The organism is Desulforhabdus amnigena (genome assembly GCF_027925305.1).
GTDB classification, from domain to species: domain Bacteria; phylum Desulfobacterota; class Syntrophobacteria; order Syntrophobacterales; family Syntrophobacteraceae; genus Desulforhabdus; species Desulforhabdus amnigena.
In genome coordinates this window covers 2119727-2136133 of record NZ_BSDR01000001.1, presented here as the reverse complement: position 1 = coordinate 2136133, position 16407 = coordinate 2119727, and the positions used below count along the sequence as shown (strand labels likewise).

General features: G+C 50.7%; 14 protein-coding genes. 9 read left to right on the top strand and 5 right to left on the bottom strand.

Annotated features, from left to right (window positions below):
- Genes QMG16_RS09150 through QMG16_RS09140 form a run of 3 tightly spaced genes read right to left on the bottom strand, consistent with a single transcriptional unit; the run spans window position 1 to window position 3814 of the window.
- A complete protein-coding gene (locus tag QMG16_RS09150) occupies window positions 1-690 on the bottom strand; it encodes a metallophosphoesterase family protein (RefSeq protein ID WP_281793671.1) in 690 nt (229 codons plus the stop codon).
- A gap of 54 nt (window positions 691-744) precedes the next feature.
- Window positions 745-2058, bottom strand: a complete 1314-nt coding sequence (locus QMG16_RS09145) for a BPL-N domain-containing protein (RefSeq protein ID WP_281793670.1) — start codon at window positions 2056-2058, stop codon at window positions 745-747.
- Window positions 2059-2062: 4 nt separating this feature from the next.
- Window positions 2063-3814 (bottom strand): FAD-dependent oxidoreductase, encoded by a 1752-nt coding sequence (locus QMG16_RS09140; protein ID WP_281793669.1) that lies wholly within the window; start codon window positions 3812-3814, stop codon window positions 2063-2065.
- On the opposite strand from QMG16_RS09140, the gene QMG16_RS09135 reads away from it, so the two are divergent.
- Complete coding sequence (locus tag QMG16_RS09135; protein ID WP_281793668.1) at window positions 3804-4166, top strand: hypothetical protein; 363 nt, start codon at window positions 3804-3806, stop codon at window positions 4164-4166. The genes QMG16_RS09140 and QMG16_RS09135 overlap by 11 nt on opposite strands.
- Before the next feature lie 28 nt (window positions 4167-4194).
- Here the strand turns inward: QMG16_RS09135 and QMG16_RS09130 are convergent, their stop codons facing one another.
- Window positions 4195-4581: a DUF3783 domain-containing protein gene (locus QMG16_RS09130; RefSeq protein ID WP_281793667.1), complete on the bottom strand. Its 387-nt coding sequence runs from the start codon at window positions 4579-4581 to the stop codon at window positions 4195-4197.
- 1219 nt (window positions 4582-5800) lie between these two features.
- On the opposite strand from QMG16_RS09130, the gene QMG16_RS19445 reads away from it, so the two are divergent.
- Both QMG16_RS19445 and typA read left to right on the top strand, forming a co-directional pair.
- On the top strand, window positions 5801-6121 hold the full coding sequence (locus QMG16_RS19445; protein WP_309298879.1) for an IscA/HesB family protein: 321 nt from the start codon (window positions 5801-5803) through the stop codon (window positions 6119-6121).
- 312 nt (window positions 6122-6433) lie between these two features.
- Window positions 6434-8221, top strand: coding sequence for a translational GTPase TypA (gene typA / locus QMG16_RS09120; protein ID WP_373878664.1), 1788 nt, complete (start codon window positions 6434-6436; stop codon window positions 8219-8221).
- Window positions 8222-8336: 115 nt separating this feature from the next.
- Here typA and QMG16_RS09115 read toward each other — a convergent pair whose 3' ends face one another.
- On the bottom strand, window positions 8337-9053 hold the full coding sequence (locus QMG16_RS09115; RefSeq protein WP_281793664.1) for an N-acyl homoserine lactonase family protein: 717 nt from the start codon (window positions 9051-9053) through the stop codon (window positions 8337-8339).
- A 482-nt stretch (window positions 9054-9535) separates the two neighbouring features.
- On the opposite strand from QMG16_RS09115, the gene QMG16_RS09110 reads away from it, so the two are divergent.
- From QMG16_RS09110 to QMG16_RS09085, 6 genes are all read left to right on the top strand, one after another.
- Window positions 9536-10024, top strand: a complete 489-nt coding sequence (locus QMG16_RS09110) for an aminoacyl-tRNA deacylase (RefSeq protein WP_281793663.1) — start codon at window positions 9536-9538, stop codon at window positions 10022-10024.
- Window positions 10025-10439: 415 nt separating this feature from the next.
- Window positions 10440-11096, top strand: coding sequence for a DUF5752 family protein (locus QMG16_RS09105; protein ID WP_281793662.1), 657 nt, complete (start codon window positions 10440-10442; stop codon window positions 11094-11096).
- Between the two features lie 5 nt (window positions 11097-11101).
- A complete protein-coding gene (locus QMG16_RS09100) occupies window positions 11102-12337 on the top strand; it encodes a glycosyltransferase (protein WP_281793661.1) in 1236 nt (411 codons plus the stop codon).
- Window positions 12337-13146 (top strand): trehalose-phosphatase, encoded by an 810-nt coding sequence (gene otsB, locus QMG16_RS09095; protein WP_281793660.1) that lies wholly within the window; start codon window positions 12337-12339, stop codon window positions 13144-13146. The genes QMG16_RS09100 and otsB overlap by 1 nt, the downstream gene beginning before the upstream one ends.
- Window positions 13147-13151: 5 nt before the next feature.
- Window positions 13152-14651 carry an alpha,alpha-trehalose-phosphate synthase (UDP-forming) gene (locus QMG16_RS09090; protein ID WP_281793659.1) on the top strand — a complete coding sequence of 500 codons (1500 nt, stop codon included), beginning with the start codon at window positions 13152-13154 and terminating at the stop codon, window positions 14649-14651.
- Window positions 14652-14678: 27 nt separating this feature from the next.
- The gene (locus tag QMG16_RS09085; RefSeq protein WP_281793658.1) at window positions 14679-16406 is read left to right on the top strand and encodes a mechanosensitive ion channel; all 1728 of its coding nucleotides are present in this window, start codon (window positions 14679-14681) and stop codon (window positions 16404-16406) included.
- Window position 16407: the final 1 nt, after the last annotated feature.

Here is a 16407-nt window from a genome sequence, read left to right as displayed (position 1 = left end):
TCAGGAATGATAGAAGCGGACGCGGGGCAGCTCAACCGCAGTCAGCATGTTGCCGTAGACCGCACCCGTATCGATGCCGATCTTGTCGGAAGTGACAAAGGGGGTTTCAAAGGGTGTGTGACCAAAGACGATGAGCTTGTCGAGGGTCACCGGATGCCAAAGGAAGGTTCCCCGCACCGATAGAAGCGCTTCGATCGGACAATTTTCCGGAGCTATCCCCGGTGGCAATCCCGAATGCACAAACAGATAATCCTCCGTTTCATAATAGGGAAGAAGCTGTTCCAAAAAGCTTCTGTGATCGGAAGGGAGAAACGACAGGTCATAAAGGGACCTTACAGGACTGTCTCCGTAGCTTCGAAGAGTCTCTTCAATGCCGATTTTTCTCAGAATCCTCAGATATTCTTCATCGCCCGTGCGGGCATATTCCAGGAGAACGTGTTCATGGTTGCCCATGAGGAAGAAAATGTTGCGACAGCGTTCTTTCAACGCCAGCAGATACGATATCACTTTGCTGGATTCATTGCCCCTGTCAATATAATCCCCTAGAAATACTAAAAAATCTTCCTTTGGATCAAATGGCAGGCGATCCATCAATTGCACAAGCTTTTCGAAGCAACCGTGAATATCTCCCACTGCGAAGATTTTTGGTTTTTTCCCCATCCCCTTGACATTTTTCTTCATGTTTTTCATTGTCAAAGCGGGCTCCCATTGAACAGAGAATCTTTGGTCCCGATGCTATCCTCGCTAACATTTATCCAAACGGATGAGGTTGAGGAGGATAGCGTCGATTTCATCGAACAACACCCTAGAGAGTCCTCCATGATTCATTTTGCTTCCGAATAGTTCTGCTCGGAGCCGATCCACCGTTTCATTGACTTTCCCCAGTTTGCTGACGCTTCCTGCCTGGCCGGCCAGTTTTTCTTCCAGAAGCAGACGCTTTGCCTGCAGGCAGAATTCCTGGACGTTGTGTTCCAGCCGCGTAGCCGCCTCGATCCATGGGGTATCGATCTCCCTGCCGGCTGCAACCCTCTGCCCTATATCCATGATGGCCTTGAGCGCAACAGCCAGGCTACCGTATTCCAATCCTCGGATGCCTCGCCGCCAGCGAAGCAACCAGGGCTTTCTCCACTGCCAGAGAAGATGGTTTTCTCCAAATCGGATCAGTTCGTCTGCCGCTTCCAGGGATTGGCGGAAGGAGTGTAGAGAAGCGGGGCCGGGGAAGCGTGACATTTTCGTCATTACATGCCCGTCCAGGGTAGAACGGGAAGAGCAGGAGGAAGCCGATTTGTTCAGGTATTTGAGAATATTTAAAAACAGGTAGTTCCCCCAGGTATCTCCAGGAGTTTCCAGGTGAGGGTAGGAGAGAACCAGTCTCCCCTTTCCTTTTTTGACTTCGATGATAGCGGGATGGCCCAGAATTCTATCCGGATTCAAGTTGATACCGTAAAGCTTTTCCATTTCCTTCCAAGGAATTGCACCCTCTTCTTCCGACACGAGGGGCAGATCCACGACGGGCAAATCCGCTACCATGAAATTTTCACCCGCATGGACATATGTCGCCAGGATACTCGATTCCCGGGAGTGATTCCCAGAAAACTGGGAAGGCCACCAGATGGAGACGGGCAAACAGGGAGGAAGGTTTTCCCAGGTGGGGTGTTGAGGATTTCCTTGCACCCATATCTGCCCGCTGGCGCTGGGGAGTCTTTCTGAAAGGGGCATACGTTCCAATGGAACCAGGCAGAGGGATGGATGGCTCGAGAGAGCCAACCCTGCACCTCCACAAAAGCCCAGATAGCTTCCTCCCTCTTCGATGAACCGGGAGATTTCTTCCCGGCCGGTCGTTCCGAGAGCCTTTATTTTGTGGGAAGCCCATCCTCCGGGGACCAGCAGAACCCTGTAACCCGCGAGATGCCCTTGCGCAATTTCCCTGCCGGTCAGCAATTGAAAGGGGATGGCGAGCTTGCGCAGAGTTTCCAGGCAAATCAGGCCCCAAACGAGCGACTGGTCCCAGAAAAGAGCGAGGGGAGGCCCCTCCCAGTTCCCGTGGATCTCTTTCATGAACTTATTCCGAACCTTCTTCTTCCTGTGCCTCTCCGTTTAGCTTCAAGATGCCGGATTTCTTTAGAGCCGCCACTCCGCCCTGGACATTGAGCGCTTCGCAGATGCCCGCATGTTCCAGTTGACGCAGCGCCTCGTAGGATCGTACTCCGGAATTGCAGATCACGAAAAGCCTTTTGTCTTTTGGAACTTCCGACATGCGCTGGTTGAGTGTTTCCTGGGGAATATTGACCCATTTTTCGCCAAAACGGGCCACAAAGGGCGCAGCGTTGGCCGGTCCTCTCACATCCAGGCAGATGGTGTCGTTTGGCTCCTCACTGAGGAAGCATTTTTCAAATTCCTCCACATCTACGGGCTTGTTGTATCCGTCCAGGATATTTTCAGCCGTATTGGCGGTGGCATTCACAATATCGAGGGCGGAGGCGAAGGGGGGCGAGTAGGCGACTTCCATATTGGAGAGGTCGTCCAGGGTCGGCCTGTAGGGGAGCATGGCGGCAATGGCATTGATTCTTCCCACAAGGGCGTCCCCGTTGTGTGCGATTCCCTGGGCCCCCAGTAGTCGTCTCGTTTTCCGGTCCACGACCAGCTGGAGATACATGAGGTCTTGCGTGGGGTAGAAATGAGCGCGATCCGCCTGCACGACGAGGGTCTGGACCGCATCGAACCCTTCATTCAGGGCCGTTTGAGCAGAAATCCCCGTGGATGCGACCCCCAGGTCGAAAACCTTGACGGAAAAGCTTCCTACCACTCCGTTGAATGTGGAGAATCCACCCGCCAGGTTGGTCCCGATGACACGACCTTGACGGTTGGCCAGAGATCCCTGGGGCAAGAACATGGATTTTCCTGTCACCAGGTGCATTACTTCAATACAGTCGCCCCCGGCGTAGATGTCAGGGTCCGAGGTCTGAAGCCGTCGGTTGACGACAATGGCTCCTCGGGGTGAGACAAGCAGCCCGGCATCGCGTGCCAGTTCCGAGTTGGGACGAACTCCAACGGAGGTAATGACCAGATCGGCGTCCAGGTTTTGTCGGGAGGTGATGACGCGGAGAGCGTGCTCTCCGTCTCCCTTGGTGATCTCCTTCACGGCTTCGTTCAGATGGACATCGACTCCCTTCTCCTTCATGTGCATTTGGACCATCCGCGCCATCTGGCGGTCCAGGATGCCGGGCAGAATCTGATCTCTGTTTCCCAGGATGGTTGTGTCAATGCCCCAGAGATCGCTCAGAGCTTCGGCCATTTCGCATCCGACGGCTTTTGCTCCGATGATGACCGCCTTTTCCACCCGCCCCGTGGAAATGTATTCTTTCACGGCTATGGCGGATTTGAGGTCGGTCACATGCATCACACCGGGTAGATCCTCACCTGGCACACACAGTCGGTTGGGCAGGCTGCCGGTGGCCAGAACGAGCTGATCGTAGGAAATGTCTTCTTCCTTCCCGGTGAGAAGATCCCGGACTCGAATCGTCTTGGCTGTTCTGTTGATAGAAAGGGCCCTGGTACGGTTTCTGGCGTGAACGCCTTTGGTCTTCTCAAAAAATTCCGTGTTTCTGATCATGTGGAAGCTGGTGCTCATCAGTTCACGCACGTCGCTGATATCCCCCGATATAAAATAGGGGATACCACAGCCGCCGTATGAAATATATTCTTCCTGATCGATCAGGATAACTTCAGCGTCGGGCAACAGACGTTTCAGCCTGCATGCCACTTTGGGGCCGAGAGCCACAGCGCCGATAATGACCACGCGCTTGTTTGGCATCGATACTCTCCTTTCCGAATTCTTGGAGGTGATTGCTGCTTCCGTTTGGTGGTTCACTGCAGGTACTGATGGAAAAGCATCAATCGTTACCGAAACTCCTGATGTCGCCGCAATCGGGGCATGTCCAGACGATTCCGTTGCAGGTCATCCCCCAGAAATTTTCTTCCATGCAATCGGAGCAGATCATGAAGCCGCAGGGACAGCTCCAGCAGAAAGGCTGTTCCCTGCCGCATGTCGAGCATACATACACTTTATGACGACGCCATTTGCCTTTGGATCTGGTGGTGCGTATTGGTTCATTGCTCATTGTTTTCCGTCTCTTACTCAGTATCGAAATGAAAAAAAACCTTGAATGACCCTCCCGGATAAAGGGAGTAAAGTCAAGCCGGTTCTTGTGATGCCTGACGTGCCGTCATGGCGTTTCTTTCCTCTATAAGGTGTTCAAGCAACACGCTGAATGGCCAGTTGATGGAATGTTCCGTTACCACGGCATAAATGGGGCGCGGCAAGTCTCTGGTCTTAAACAGGTTCAGAAGGAAATGGACGCCTTTCGGTGGAATATTGTAAAAAAGGAGGACCTTTTCTTCAGATGCAAATTCTTCATCAGATTGCATTTCCAAGTGAATGATCTCCTTGAGAGTCAAAGTCCCCTGCGTTTTTTCAATGGGCACGGCGTGGGGAGCTCCTACTTCCTTCAGAATGCTCTGCAGATTTTCCTGTTCTTTCGCACTGTAATTCCACATCAAGAGTCTCGGTGGTTTGTCCATGAGGCCTTTTTCCTCCTTATGGAAGGGTCGACTCCGGCAAAAGGACCGGCCTTTCGGTAAATGCCTCCCCGGAAAGCCCAGAACCCCACTTTATCTTTATTGGTAAATTCGTATTGAAGGCAACGTCCTTTCGTCGAACCGACCATAATCGACTGATAGATGTTTCTCGCATTCCCTCCATAAATTATTTTAGCACCATCTTCGAAAATGGGCAGTTCCTTTGTTTGAGCGGCACGCATTCTGTGGGGCAGTGAATCACGATTTTAAGACCTTACCATGAGCATTTTCGTGATCAGTGAGTTGCGGCAGTTCTCATTTCGAACAACTTTTCCCATGTCCCTAATGGTGTTGAATTAGATATGAACAGAAATTTATTAACATTTTCAAAATGTCATACCGGCGAAAGGCGGTATCCAGAGAATGTGCCGTGTGGCTGGATGCCGGCTGAAAGTATGCCGGAATGACGTAACCAGCAATTGCCAAGAATGTTGAATAACTTCTGGTCAGGTACCTTGACATAGTCAGATTTCACCTTTCTACGGAGACACGGAGAACACAGAGATTTCATTTGGAGGTCTTTCTCTGTGCCCTCTGTGTCTCCGTGGTTTTGACAATGTCGCATTAAGATTAAGCATCTTAGAGCAGTTCCCCTTTGAAGGGGAATTTCGAAAATGCCAATCTCAAGAGGCATATCCCATGAGATGGTTGTATAGTTGTTTTCGGGGTGGAAAAACAATGAGGAAAATGTTAGATATCGCTTTCTCCAACTGGAGCGGGACAAAGGCATTGAGGAGATCAATCAATTTGTGAGCGTTCATTAATGCTTGGTGCTGAAAATTATTGTAAATATGCGGTCCGTTCTTTGTAAGAACGGCTTCTAGCCGTGACAGGAACCGGCAGCCGCACACCTTGTCGCGGCAGGATGCCGCTCCTACGAAAACGTATGAGTAAACGGCTGCGTAATTACGAAGACCAGCTTAGATCACAAAAGTGACATGGAACGGAAAGGGCAACGCTCTTGACTAAAAGAGTTTTGTATATATTTTGCAATAAGGCTCAGCAGCATCTGTTTGTGTAACTGCAATGTCGCAAAAGCTGATTTTATAACGTAACATGACCAACTCAAAGGTGCCGGTTGGTTTCTGCGTGATGCTGCATGACGCCTAAATCATGTGTGGCTTCACACACTCCCGAAAAGGAAGAATGAAAGGAGATATGGATGATCCATGTAACTGAAAAAGCGGAAGCGGTCCTGAAGGACTATTTCAAGGGAAAGGAAATCACGCCGATTCGTGTTTTCCTGCAATCCGGGGGTTGAGCCGGTCCGTCCCTGGCAATGGTTCTGGATGAACCGAAAGAAAGCGATGACGTATTTAAAGTGAACGGCTTTACCATGTTGATGGATAAGGATCTTCATGCTCAGACCAAAGATGTTACTGTAGACTATGTGACCTATGGCATGGGATCCGGTTTCAAAGTGACTTCTGAAGTTCCCGTAGGCGGGGGAGGCGGTTGCGGTTCCGGTTCCTGTAGCTGTTAGCTGTTTTTAAGAAGGGCTGTTCATCCCGTATGGGGTTTTATGAACGGGGATCCTAAAAGGATTCCCGTTTTTTCATGCACTCCGTTTTTTGTTCGGCTTTCCTCCTGTCACATCACAGCCGCGGTAGGCCTTGCATTGTTTTATATACTCTGCACATATAGAATTAAAATTTTTGATCCTCATGCAAAAGTGCAATGATCACCCATTGCGAGCATAGATTATCTTTATTTTGCTCCTTTTAATACACAAAAACACAGGAGGCGGGGGCCTGGGAAATGACACGGCAACCGCCCTTGAGAGGGCTTTTTTCATATGCGTACTCGCGAAGATTTACGAAACTTGGCTATTATCGCACACGTCGACCACGGAAAGACGACACTCGTCGATGCCATGCTTTGGCAAAGTGGAGTCTTCAGGGACAACGAGCAGGTGGCTGAACGGGTCATGGACAGTATGGATCTCGAGAGGGAAAAGGGCATAACCATAATGGCCAAGAATACGGCCATTATGTACAAGGGGACGAAAATCAATATCGTCGATACTCCCGGCCATGCCGATTTCGGCGGCGAAGTGGAACGGACGCTCAATATGGTGGATGGAGTCATGTTGCTTGTGGACGCCACGGAAGGCCCGCTCCCGCAAACCCGTTTTGTTCTGGGAAAGGCTCTGGCGCGGAAGCTGCCGCCCATCGTCGTGATCAATAAGATCGACCGTCCGGACCGGCGCATCAGCGAAGTGCTGGAAGAAATCTATGATCTTTTCATCGACTTGGACGCCACGGAAGAACAACTCGACTTTCCGGTTCTCTACACCAATGCCAAGGCGGGGATTGCTCTGACCGACCCTGAAGGCAAGGGGAAGGATCTGGTCCCTCTTTTCGATAGCATTCTTTCTTCCATCCCCTGTCCCACATACGATCCTGAAACCCCTTTGCAGTTCCTGGTCACCAACCTGCACTACAGCGATTATGTGGGACGGATCGCCGTGGGTAAAGTAGTGAGCGGGGCTTTGCGCCAGGGACAAGAGGTAGCGCTCCTCAAGAAAGGGGAGCCTCCACAGAAGGCTCATCTCAGTGTCGTGTATACCTATGAAGGGTTGAACCGGGTGGAACAGAGTTTTGTGGAGGCGGGGGACATTGCCGCGGTTGCGGGGATTCCAGAAGTTTTCATTGGTGATACGGTGGGGGATCTTCAGGAACCCAGGGCCTTGCCGACCATTACGGTGGAAGAGCCTACCATATCCATGGATTTTTCCGTCAATACCTCGCCTCTGGCCGGGAAAGAGGGCAAATATCTGACCTCGAGGCATATCAAGGAGAGGTTGGATAAGGAACTTCTTTACAATGTGAGCATCCGGGTCGAGCAGGCGGAAAATAGGGATTCTTTCAGAGTGAGCGCCCGGGGTGAGTTGCAACTGGCGGTGATGGTGGAGACGATGCGCCGGGAGGGTTTCGAACTCTCACTTTCTAAACCCAGGATCATTACGCGTCAAATTGATGGAGAGCTTTCCGAACCTCTGGAACTTGCTGTCATCGATATTCCCGAAGAACACGTGGGAATTGTGACGGAAATGATGGGGGTGCGGCGCGGCCGCATGACCAAAATGATCAACCACGGCTTTGGCAGAGTCCGCCTGGAATTTGAAATCCCCTCTCGAGGACTCATCGGTTTTCGAAACCAGTTCATGACGGAAACCCGTGGAACTGGGATTTTGAATGCCCTTCTCATTGGATTCACGCCCTACGCAGGAGTGATTACTGGCCGTCCCAACGGCGTTCTCGTTTCCGATCGCGCGGGCAGAGCGGTGAGTTACGCCATTTTTCACTTGCAGCCGCGTGGAACGATTTTTGTCAATCCCGGTGATCCTGTCTATCCGGGAATGATTGTGGGGGAAAACTCGCGTGCGGAAGATATCTGGGTCAACATCACCAAAGAAAAGAAGCTCACCAATATCCGCGCCGCTGGGTCCGATGAGGCACTACGCCTCATTCCGCCCCGGCAGTTCACACTCGAACAGGCAATGGAATACATCAACGAGGATGAATATGTGGAAGTGACACCTACAGCTCTGCGACTCCGGAAGATAAAGAACCGTTCATAAGGGAGGTTCCATATTCAAACCGTGCGCAGTATAAAATAAGGAAGGGCCATGAAGACAAAACGAATCTTCATGGCCTCTTTTTGTTTGTGGCGTTTGCAAAGATTTCCTTCTCGATTCATGCCGGAATGCGTTTTTTGCTCCCTACGGACAGATCGTGAAGCGGGATCAGAATATCGGCCATTTCCTGTATTTTTCTTGCGCTTTCATAGGCTGCAATGGCATCCGTATGCACTCCGGAGGGCACTGGGGGCGCATTGGGCGGAAAGTTCATCTGGTTGCAACAAAACCCCGTTATGATGGCACGGCCCGCGGAAGTATTTATTGCCACGGATTGCCCGCCGGGAGTATGACCGGGCGAGAAAATCAGATCGATTCCCTCCATCAGGTGTGTATCTCCCTCCACCAGTTCGACATTCAAGCCGTCCAGGAGGTCGGAATAGTAGCGGTGGTCAATGGGGTGGGGATGGAGGAAAAATTCGTACTCCACTTTTTGTACGACGATTCTGGCCTGAGGGCACTTGTAGTCGTTCTCGCAGTGATCGTTGTGCAGGTGTGTATGGATGATGATATCGATATCTTCGGGATGAAGTCCGTGTTTTTCGAGGGCATCCTCGAATTCCAGAATGTCGAGACCGTATTCCCGACCCACGTGTTCCGGCACGACAAACTGCTCCAGGCCCGTGTCCACGAGGATTTTTTCATTTCCACCCTCCACGAGAAAAGAGTAGATGGGAATCCAGATCCGTTTGCCGTACCCCCTCAGATAAGTCATGATCCCCTGGTCGGTTTCATTGGCTCCAATCACCATTGGATAGATCTCATATTCCTTCATGGCAGCCTCTCTTCCGTGTGTTCAGTAGTCAAGATCCTTCACACTCAGGATTTTTTATTGTCATACGGAACTTTAAGAAATCAGTAAGCTTAGAATATATATCACATGAAAAATTTGTATTCCAGTCATTAGATATTCCGTCGGCCCATCGAATGTGTCGTGCAGATGGATGAATAGAGAAAAGAAAGTGAATAATAATTCATTTTTAAATATTCGATAATATTTACATTTATATGGATAGGTCTGCTCCTTTTGGCAGGTGCAGGTTGACAGGTTCCTGAATATTCATATATTCTTTTATGAGATGCATACAACAACTTGATATGTTTACGGGTAAGTCCGTTCATCAAATTGTCTCGAATATTTTACTGTTTTATTGTTCTGCATTCTGAGGCGAGACCATATAGGTAGCGAGAAGAAATGTTTTACATTATCAATCATGCTTTCCGGTGGGGATGCCGGAAGGGGAAGGTCTGCTGCAAATGGCTGATTATCCAGTGACTCCTGGAGTGCGACTTCTGAGAAGCAGAAAGATTCCGTTTATTGGTCATCTTTATCCCTTTGAAGAACATGGGGGTACTCATCATGCGGCTGAGGTCTTGAAGGTTTCAGAACATGAGGTCGTGAAGACGCTGGTGATGGAAACAGAATCCAAAAAGCCGATCCTGGTGCTCATGCATGGCGATTGTGAAGTTTCTACCAGACAGCTGGCCCGTTTGATGGGAGTCAAACACATCACTCCCTGTGAAGTGGAGGTTGCACAAAAACATACTGGATATCAAGTAGGCGGTATCAGTCCATTTGGTACCCGGCGACAAATGCCGGTATACGCGGAATCCAGCCTGTTTCAGCTCTCCAGGATTTACATTAACGGTGGGAAACGAGGTTTTCTGGTGGAAATCGATCCGAACAATCTCCGGGAAGTTCTAAACGTTACCGAAGTGGAAGTGGCTCTACAGGCTTCGCCATAAAGAGGAGAGAAGAAGGTCTGAGTCAGCATTGATCTTCGTAACGGGTGGAATGCTGTTTTGTTCTTCAACTTTCCCTATCCCCGTACGGCTTCCTCATTATCAAAGGTTTTTCCTGTCTGCGACTCATCTTATGGTGCAAGCGTACACGCGATGATCACGATGCGTACACGCTCGCTTCTCTCCCGGTTCCCGTTCTGGAGTCATCGAAAAATCATTCCAGGTTGGGAGGGGGATTCTTTACTAAGAACCTATCCAGAAACCACCTGTGGACTTTGCGACACCCCCCTTGGTCCCCCCTTGAGGGGGGGATTAAAGGGGGGTGTCCGCTGCCGAGGTAGGTTTTTGGATAGGCTCTAAATATCCGGTGCATCACGAAGAAATCATACATTCAGAACCGAAAGGAGGGTGGACCTTCATGGCAGATCCGTTTGCTGTTAAAGACTGTGCGCTCATCTCCATCGCAACGGGGAAGGAGGCTCAGAACCTGCGCGAGTTGAGCGATCGCCTGGAGACGATACATCCCGGATGCATTTATTATCATTTCTGGGGTGGCATGCTTCGATCCAGTTTCGATGAACCTGAATATCAGAATGATTTTGCAGCCTGGGCGTGGCGGAATCTTCACGATACGCGCCTGGCGGAGAGACTGGCCATTATAGATCCGACTCATTACAAGGATATTGAAGACTTGCGCAGGGAGTTGATCGATGTGATCGAAGAGAGGCTTGCGGAAAGCGAGTTTGTTCCATGGGCCCGGGCCGGTCAGCGGTTCAAGTTCATTCGCTCTCAGATCGTTGTGTTCGACACGGGGATACGCCTCGATCACCCCAGGGGGCTTCAAGAACGGATTCCTAAAATGTCTCTCGGAAGCATTTTTTATCATTTCATAGATGCGAGGCGGCGGACGGAACGTGGGAAAAGCGATTTCGTGGAATGGCTTCAGAGCTTTGGCGAGGACGCGTACGATGAGTTGATCAAAAGGATCAACAGCGTAGATCCCTACTTCACCACCCTGGCCGCATTGAGGAAGGAACTCGAGGCGGTATTCAAAATGTGTCCCATGGAGGGGTAGCTGTCATGGCCAATTTACTGGAAAGTTATGCGCAAATTGTTGGAAATGAAGTCATCGATCACCTCAGGCAACTCGCAGAACCCCTGAAAGGCATGAAAGTCGTACACGTGAATTCGACCCGGGAGGGCGGAGGAGTGGCGGAAATCCTGAACTGGCTGGTTCCTCTCAAAAAGGAATTGGGGCTGAATGCCGAGTGGGAGGTCATCACAGGTGAAAAAGAATTCTACCAGTGCACGAAAAGTTTTCACAATGCCCTCCAGGGAGATTCTGTGGAAATTCCTCCGGCACTTTTGAGGATCTACGAAAAAACAAACGAGGAGAATGCGGAGAGAATGCGTGGCCAATTGGAAGATGCCGATTTCGTCTTTATCCATGATCCGCAACCAGCGCCTCTTTTGAAATTGTGTCCCGATCGAAAGGGGAAATGGATCTGGCGATGCCATATCGATTTGAGTCGCCCCTACCGGGCTGTCTGGAAGTATCTGCGGGATTTTGTGGTGGGCTATGATGCCAGTGTGTGGTCGCTGGCCGATTTCGCGCAGCCCCTTCCTCACCCGCTGTATCTGATCGCTCCAAGTATCGATCCGCTGAGTCAAAAGAACAGGGAACTCTTTCCCGGCGAGGTGAATGCCGTCTTCGACCGCTGGGGCCTGGATCCGGACAAGCCTCTCATCACTCAGGTTTCCCGTTTTGACCGCTTCAAGGACCCTGTGGGGGTGATCCATGCCTACCGGCAGGTCAAAGAATTTACTTCGGTACAGCTGGTCTTGGCGGGGGGGGGTGCCACCGATGATCCTGAAGGGGAAGAGGTCTTGAAGGAAGTGAGAAATGCGGCCGGAGATGATCCGGATATCCATATCCTATTGTTGCCCTCTGATGCCCACCGGGAAATCAACGCTCTGCAGCGGGCTTCCACCATTTGCCTGCAGAAATCCACCAAAGAGGGCTTCGGCCTTACGGTAACGGAGGCCATGTGGAAAGGAAAGCCCGTGATCGGGGGCGATACCGGCGGCATCCGCCTGCAAGTCATCAATCATCATACGGGATTTCTTGTCAATACCCCGGAAGGTGCAGCCCTTCGTGTACGTTATCTCTTGAAAAAACGGGACAAATTGGAAGAGATGGGAAGAAAGGCAAAGGATCTCGTTCTCAATAACTTCCTCGTGACGCGTCACCTGCGCGAGTATCTGACCCTCATGTTTGCCATCATGTATGAAAGCGTTGAGAGAATCGAGTTGTAATGGACTGCAATAGAGAAAGAAAAATAGAGATCGGCAATGTTCCGGATTTCTGGGAGCGTGTTTGCGCTTCCGGAACAAGATTTCTGGGACTGGATTATGATGGAACCCTTGCCCCTTTTCATGTGGACCCCATGCAGGCCCGGCCTCTGTCGGGAGTATTGGAACTGCTGCGGGCTATCGTGGCAAAAGACAAGATGAGCGTAGCCGTTGTCTCGGGCAGGCCTGTCGCTGAGGTATTGGAACTTCTGGAAAACCTCCCCGTGACTATCATCGGGAGCCATGGGTTTGAGCTGCGGCGCCCCGATGATGACACGTGCATTGTCCGGTCGCCTTCAGCGGAACAGAAAGAGGGGCTTCAAAAGGCAAAGACAAAAGCGTTGCAAAGAGGATATGGCAGGAAGCTGGAATTCAAGATCGCTTCTATCGCAATGCACACACGGGGTGTGGACGCCCGGTTGGCTTCCACTATGGAAGAAAGCATGTTTACGGAATGGAGTCGGCTTGCCCTCCTTTATGATCTGGAGTGCCGGCGGTTCAACGGGGGAGTGGAGATCCGTTGCGCCGGGTGGCATAAAGGGGATGCCGTGTCGGAATTGTTGTTCCACCAGCCGCCGGGAGTCTTTCCGGTATATGTGGGCGATGATGAAACCGATGAGGACGCTTTCAGAATCATTCAGGAACGGGGAATCGGAATAAAGGTCGGCACGTCTTCCTATCCAACTGCTGCAAAGGGATTTCTAAAGGATTGTCAGGCTGTTAAGCAGTTTCTGGAAGCCTGGATTTCATTGACTTGTACCTGTGGGAGCTGAAATAAATGGAGACAACCAGACTTGCTGTCGTCTCGAACCGTTTGGCGATAGTCGTGGAAAAGGGAAATGATGGGAAATGGATGATCAAATCGGGTTCCGGAGGGCTTGTGACGGCGCTGGGTCCTGTTTTGCGGGACCGCGGCGGTTTATGGATCGGCTGGCTGGGATCGAACCTGCAGGGATCCATGGATGATGGCGCTTTAGAGGAACTGCTCGCCCAAGGCTCTCGTGAGACGGGCTATTCCCTCAAACCGGTGGATCTGACGCAGGAGGAAATCCAGAAGTACTATTTTGGTTTTTCCAATGAAATTCTCTGGCCTCTTTTTCACGATCTGCCTTCACGGTGCAATTTCGATCCGGCGTATTGGAGGGTCTACGAGCAGGTGAACGCCAAATTTGCCAGGGCTATTGCTGAAAATACAGGGGAAGAGGAAGACTATGTATGGGTTCACGATTATCAGTTGATCCTTGTGGCGGATCAACTGAAGAAGATGGGAGTCAATCGGCACACCGGTTTTTTCCTTCACATTCCTTTCCCCCCGTTGGACGGTTTCATTCGTTTGCCGTGGCGCTTTCAGATCCTCGAAGCAATGCTCCAGTATGATTTGGTAGGGTTTCAGACAGTGCGCGACCGGCGGAATTTTATGGACTGTGTGCGCATGCTGATTCCTGGATCAAAGGTGATCGGGCATGGTCAGGTTGCCAGGTGTCTGACCCCCAAAAGGGAAGTGTTGGTGGGGACTTTTCCCATAAGCATCGATTTCAAACAATTTGCGGAGTTTGCCGGAACCCGGGAAGTGCAGGACCTGGCCTGGATCATTCATGCCAATCTCCCCGAACGGCAGTTGATACTGGGAGTGGACCGTCTGGACTATACCAAGGGAATTCCTCACCGGTTGCTGGCTTTCGCCAATGCCCTGGAACGCTATCCGGAGCTGAGAAGAAAAATCACGCTGATCCAGGTGGTCGTGCCCAGTCGTCAGGATGTTCCGGAGTATGAAGCATTGAAGCACGAAATTGAGAGGCTGGTGGGTGAAATCAACGGCCGCTTTACGGAGGTGGGATGGACTCCTGTTCACTACATTTACCGCTCTCTCAACCGGGTGGAGTTGCTGGCTTACTATCGTACCTGTGAGGTTGCGTTGATCACGCCTCTCAAGGACGGAATGAATCTGGTGGCAAAGGAATTCTGTGCCAGCAGCATAGAAAACAACGGTGTTTTGATATTGAGTGAATTCGCCGGAGCGGCCGCTCAGCTTTACAACGGTGCACTGCTGGTGAACCCCTATGACATCGAGGGGGTTGCCGACGCGATTTACGAGGCTTTCATCATGGATGGGGAAACTCGGCATGCCAGAATGGAGAAAATGAGGCGCTCCATTCAAAAGAACGATATTTTTCATTGGGTCAATGCGTTCCTTCGTGCGGGCATCGCCAAGGACTTGAGCCAATTTCCAAAGGCTGAATTCTTTGTGCCCAAGCCTTCTTCACCCGACATCCAGTAATAGACTTTTTACGTGAGTAAATGAGAGATGATTTCACATAGGTTCAGAAAACGTAAACTGGTGTCCCCTTTTGTCTTCCTGGTGTTTTTTCTGTCTTTGGAATGCAGCCCTGGTTTTGCGCAAACGGCAAAACCGGAAGCGCCGAAGCCCGTTGCCGAGGACAGTATCCGGGAAGAGGCCACCCTCATCACTCTCGGGAATATCATGGAGTCCGTGCAAATCCTCACGGAGCAGCGCAGGGCGAAGGAAAAGGAACTGAAAGAAGCTGCGACGGAAGATCAAAAAGTTAGAATCATTAATGAAATAAATGAAATAGATAATCGTTTGAGCAGCCTGGACAAGAACTTTGATGAAATTGCAACGGGTACCGATCTGGAAGCGTTTTCAGCCAGGCCCAAGACGATCTTCAACTGGTCTGAAGAGATGCAGGATCTTCTGGGGCCCATCGTCCAGGAACTGAGGAACATGACGGCCCGCCCCCGGGAAATTGAAAAACTTCGTGGTGAAGTGGACTATTACCAAAAGCGGATCCCCATTGTTAAAACAGCCCTCTCGAATATTGAAAAGCGTTTGGCCGGTGTCAAAGATCCCATGCTGAAAAAAGAACTGGAGGATTTGGAAAAAGAATGGAAGGGCAGGGAACAGCAGATATCCAATCAACTTTCTGTCGCTCAGTATCAGCTGTCAGAGCGGCTCAAAGAAAAGGAATCTTTTTGGCAGTCCACTCAAGACGTTGTTCTCGTTTTTTTCAGAAGTCGGGGCAGGAATCTTTTTTTTGCTGTACTGGCATTTGTTTCGGTTTTCCTGCTGTTTCGCCTTTTTTATCGATACGTCTACAAATCCGGTCTGATTCATAAGTCCCTCAAACATTCATTTTATCTCCGCCTGGCTACGGTGATCTACCATATTTTGACCTTCATAGGGGCCATCGGTGCCTCTCTATTGGTCTTTTATGTCGCAGGGGATTGGGTGCTCCTAGGCATCTCACTCCTTTTTCTTTTTGGTCTTGCCTGGACAGCCAAGCAGGCATTTCCCAGGTTTTATGATCAGGGTAAGCTTCTGCTGAACCTCAGTACCGTCAAGGAAGGGGAACGTGTCGTATACCGGGGGCTTCCCTGGAAGGTGGAGGTTTTGAGCTTCGACACGCTTCTGGTCAACCCCGAACTTCAGGGAGGTGTGCTCCACCTGCCGTTGAAAGATCTGGAAGACCTTCGCTCACGCCCTTATGATTCCGCCGAGCCATGGTTTCCCTGCAAGGAGGGGGATTGGGTGATCCTTTCCGACGGCACGCGGGGCAAAGTGATTTCGCAGACTCCCGAAATGGTGCAGCTCGTGCTCCTGGGGGGCAGCCGGAAGACCTATCCGACCAAAGAGTTCTTGGAAATGAACCCCAATAACATCTCCACAAATTTCAGGCTCAATATCACCTTCGGGATCGATTATCGGCATCAATCCATCTCGACGCAGGAAGTGCCGCAGAAACTGGCGAAGAGCCTCATGGAAGAGCTCGACAAAGAGGGGTATGGAAAAGACCTGGTGAATCTCAAGGTGGAATTCAAGGAAGCGGGGGCTTCTTCTCTCGACTATGCCATTATTGCCGACTTCCATGGGAGGGCTGCAAAGAATCACGACACTCTCGCGCGGTGCATTCAGAGGATCTCTGTGGATGCATGTAACCGGTATGGCTGGGAAATTCCTTTCACTCAGATCATGGTTCATAATGCCAATGTTTCCAGGGAAGAAAAATCGGAATGAG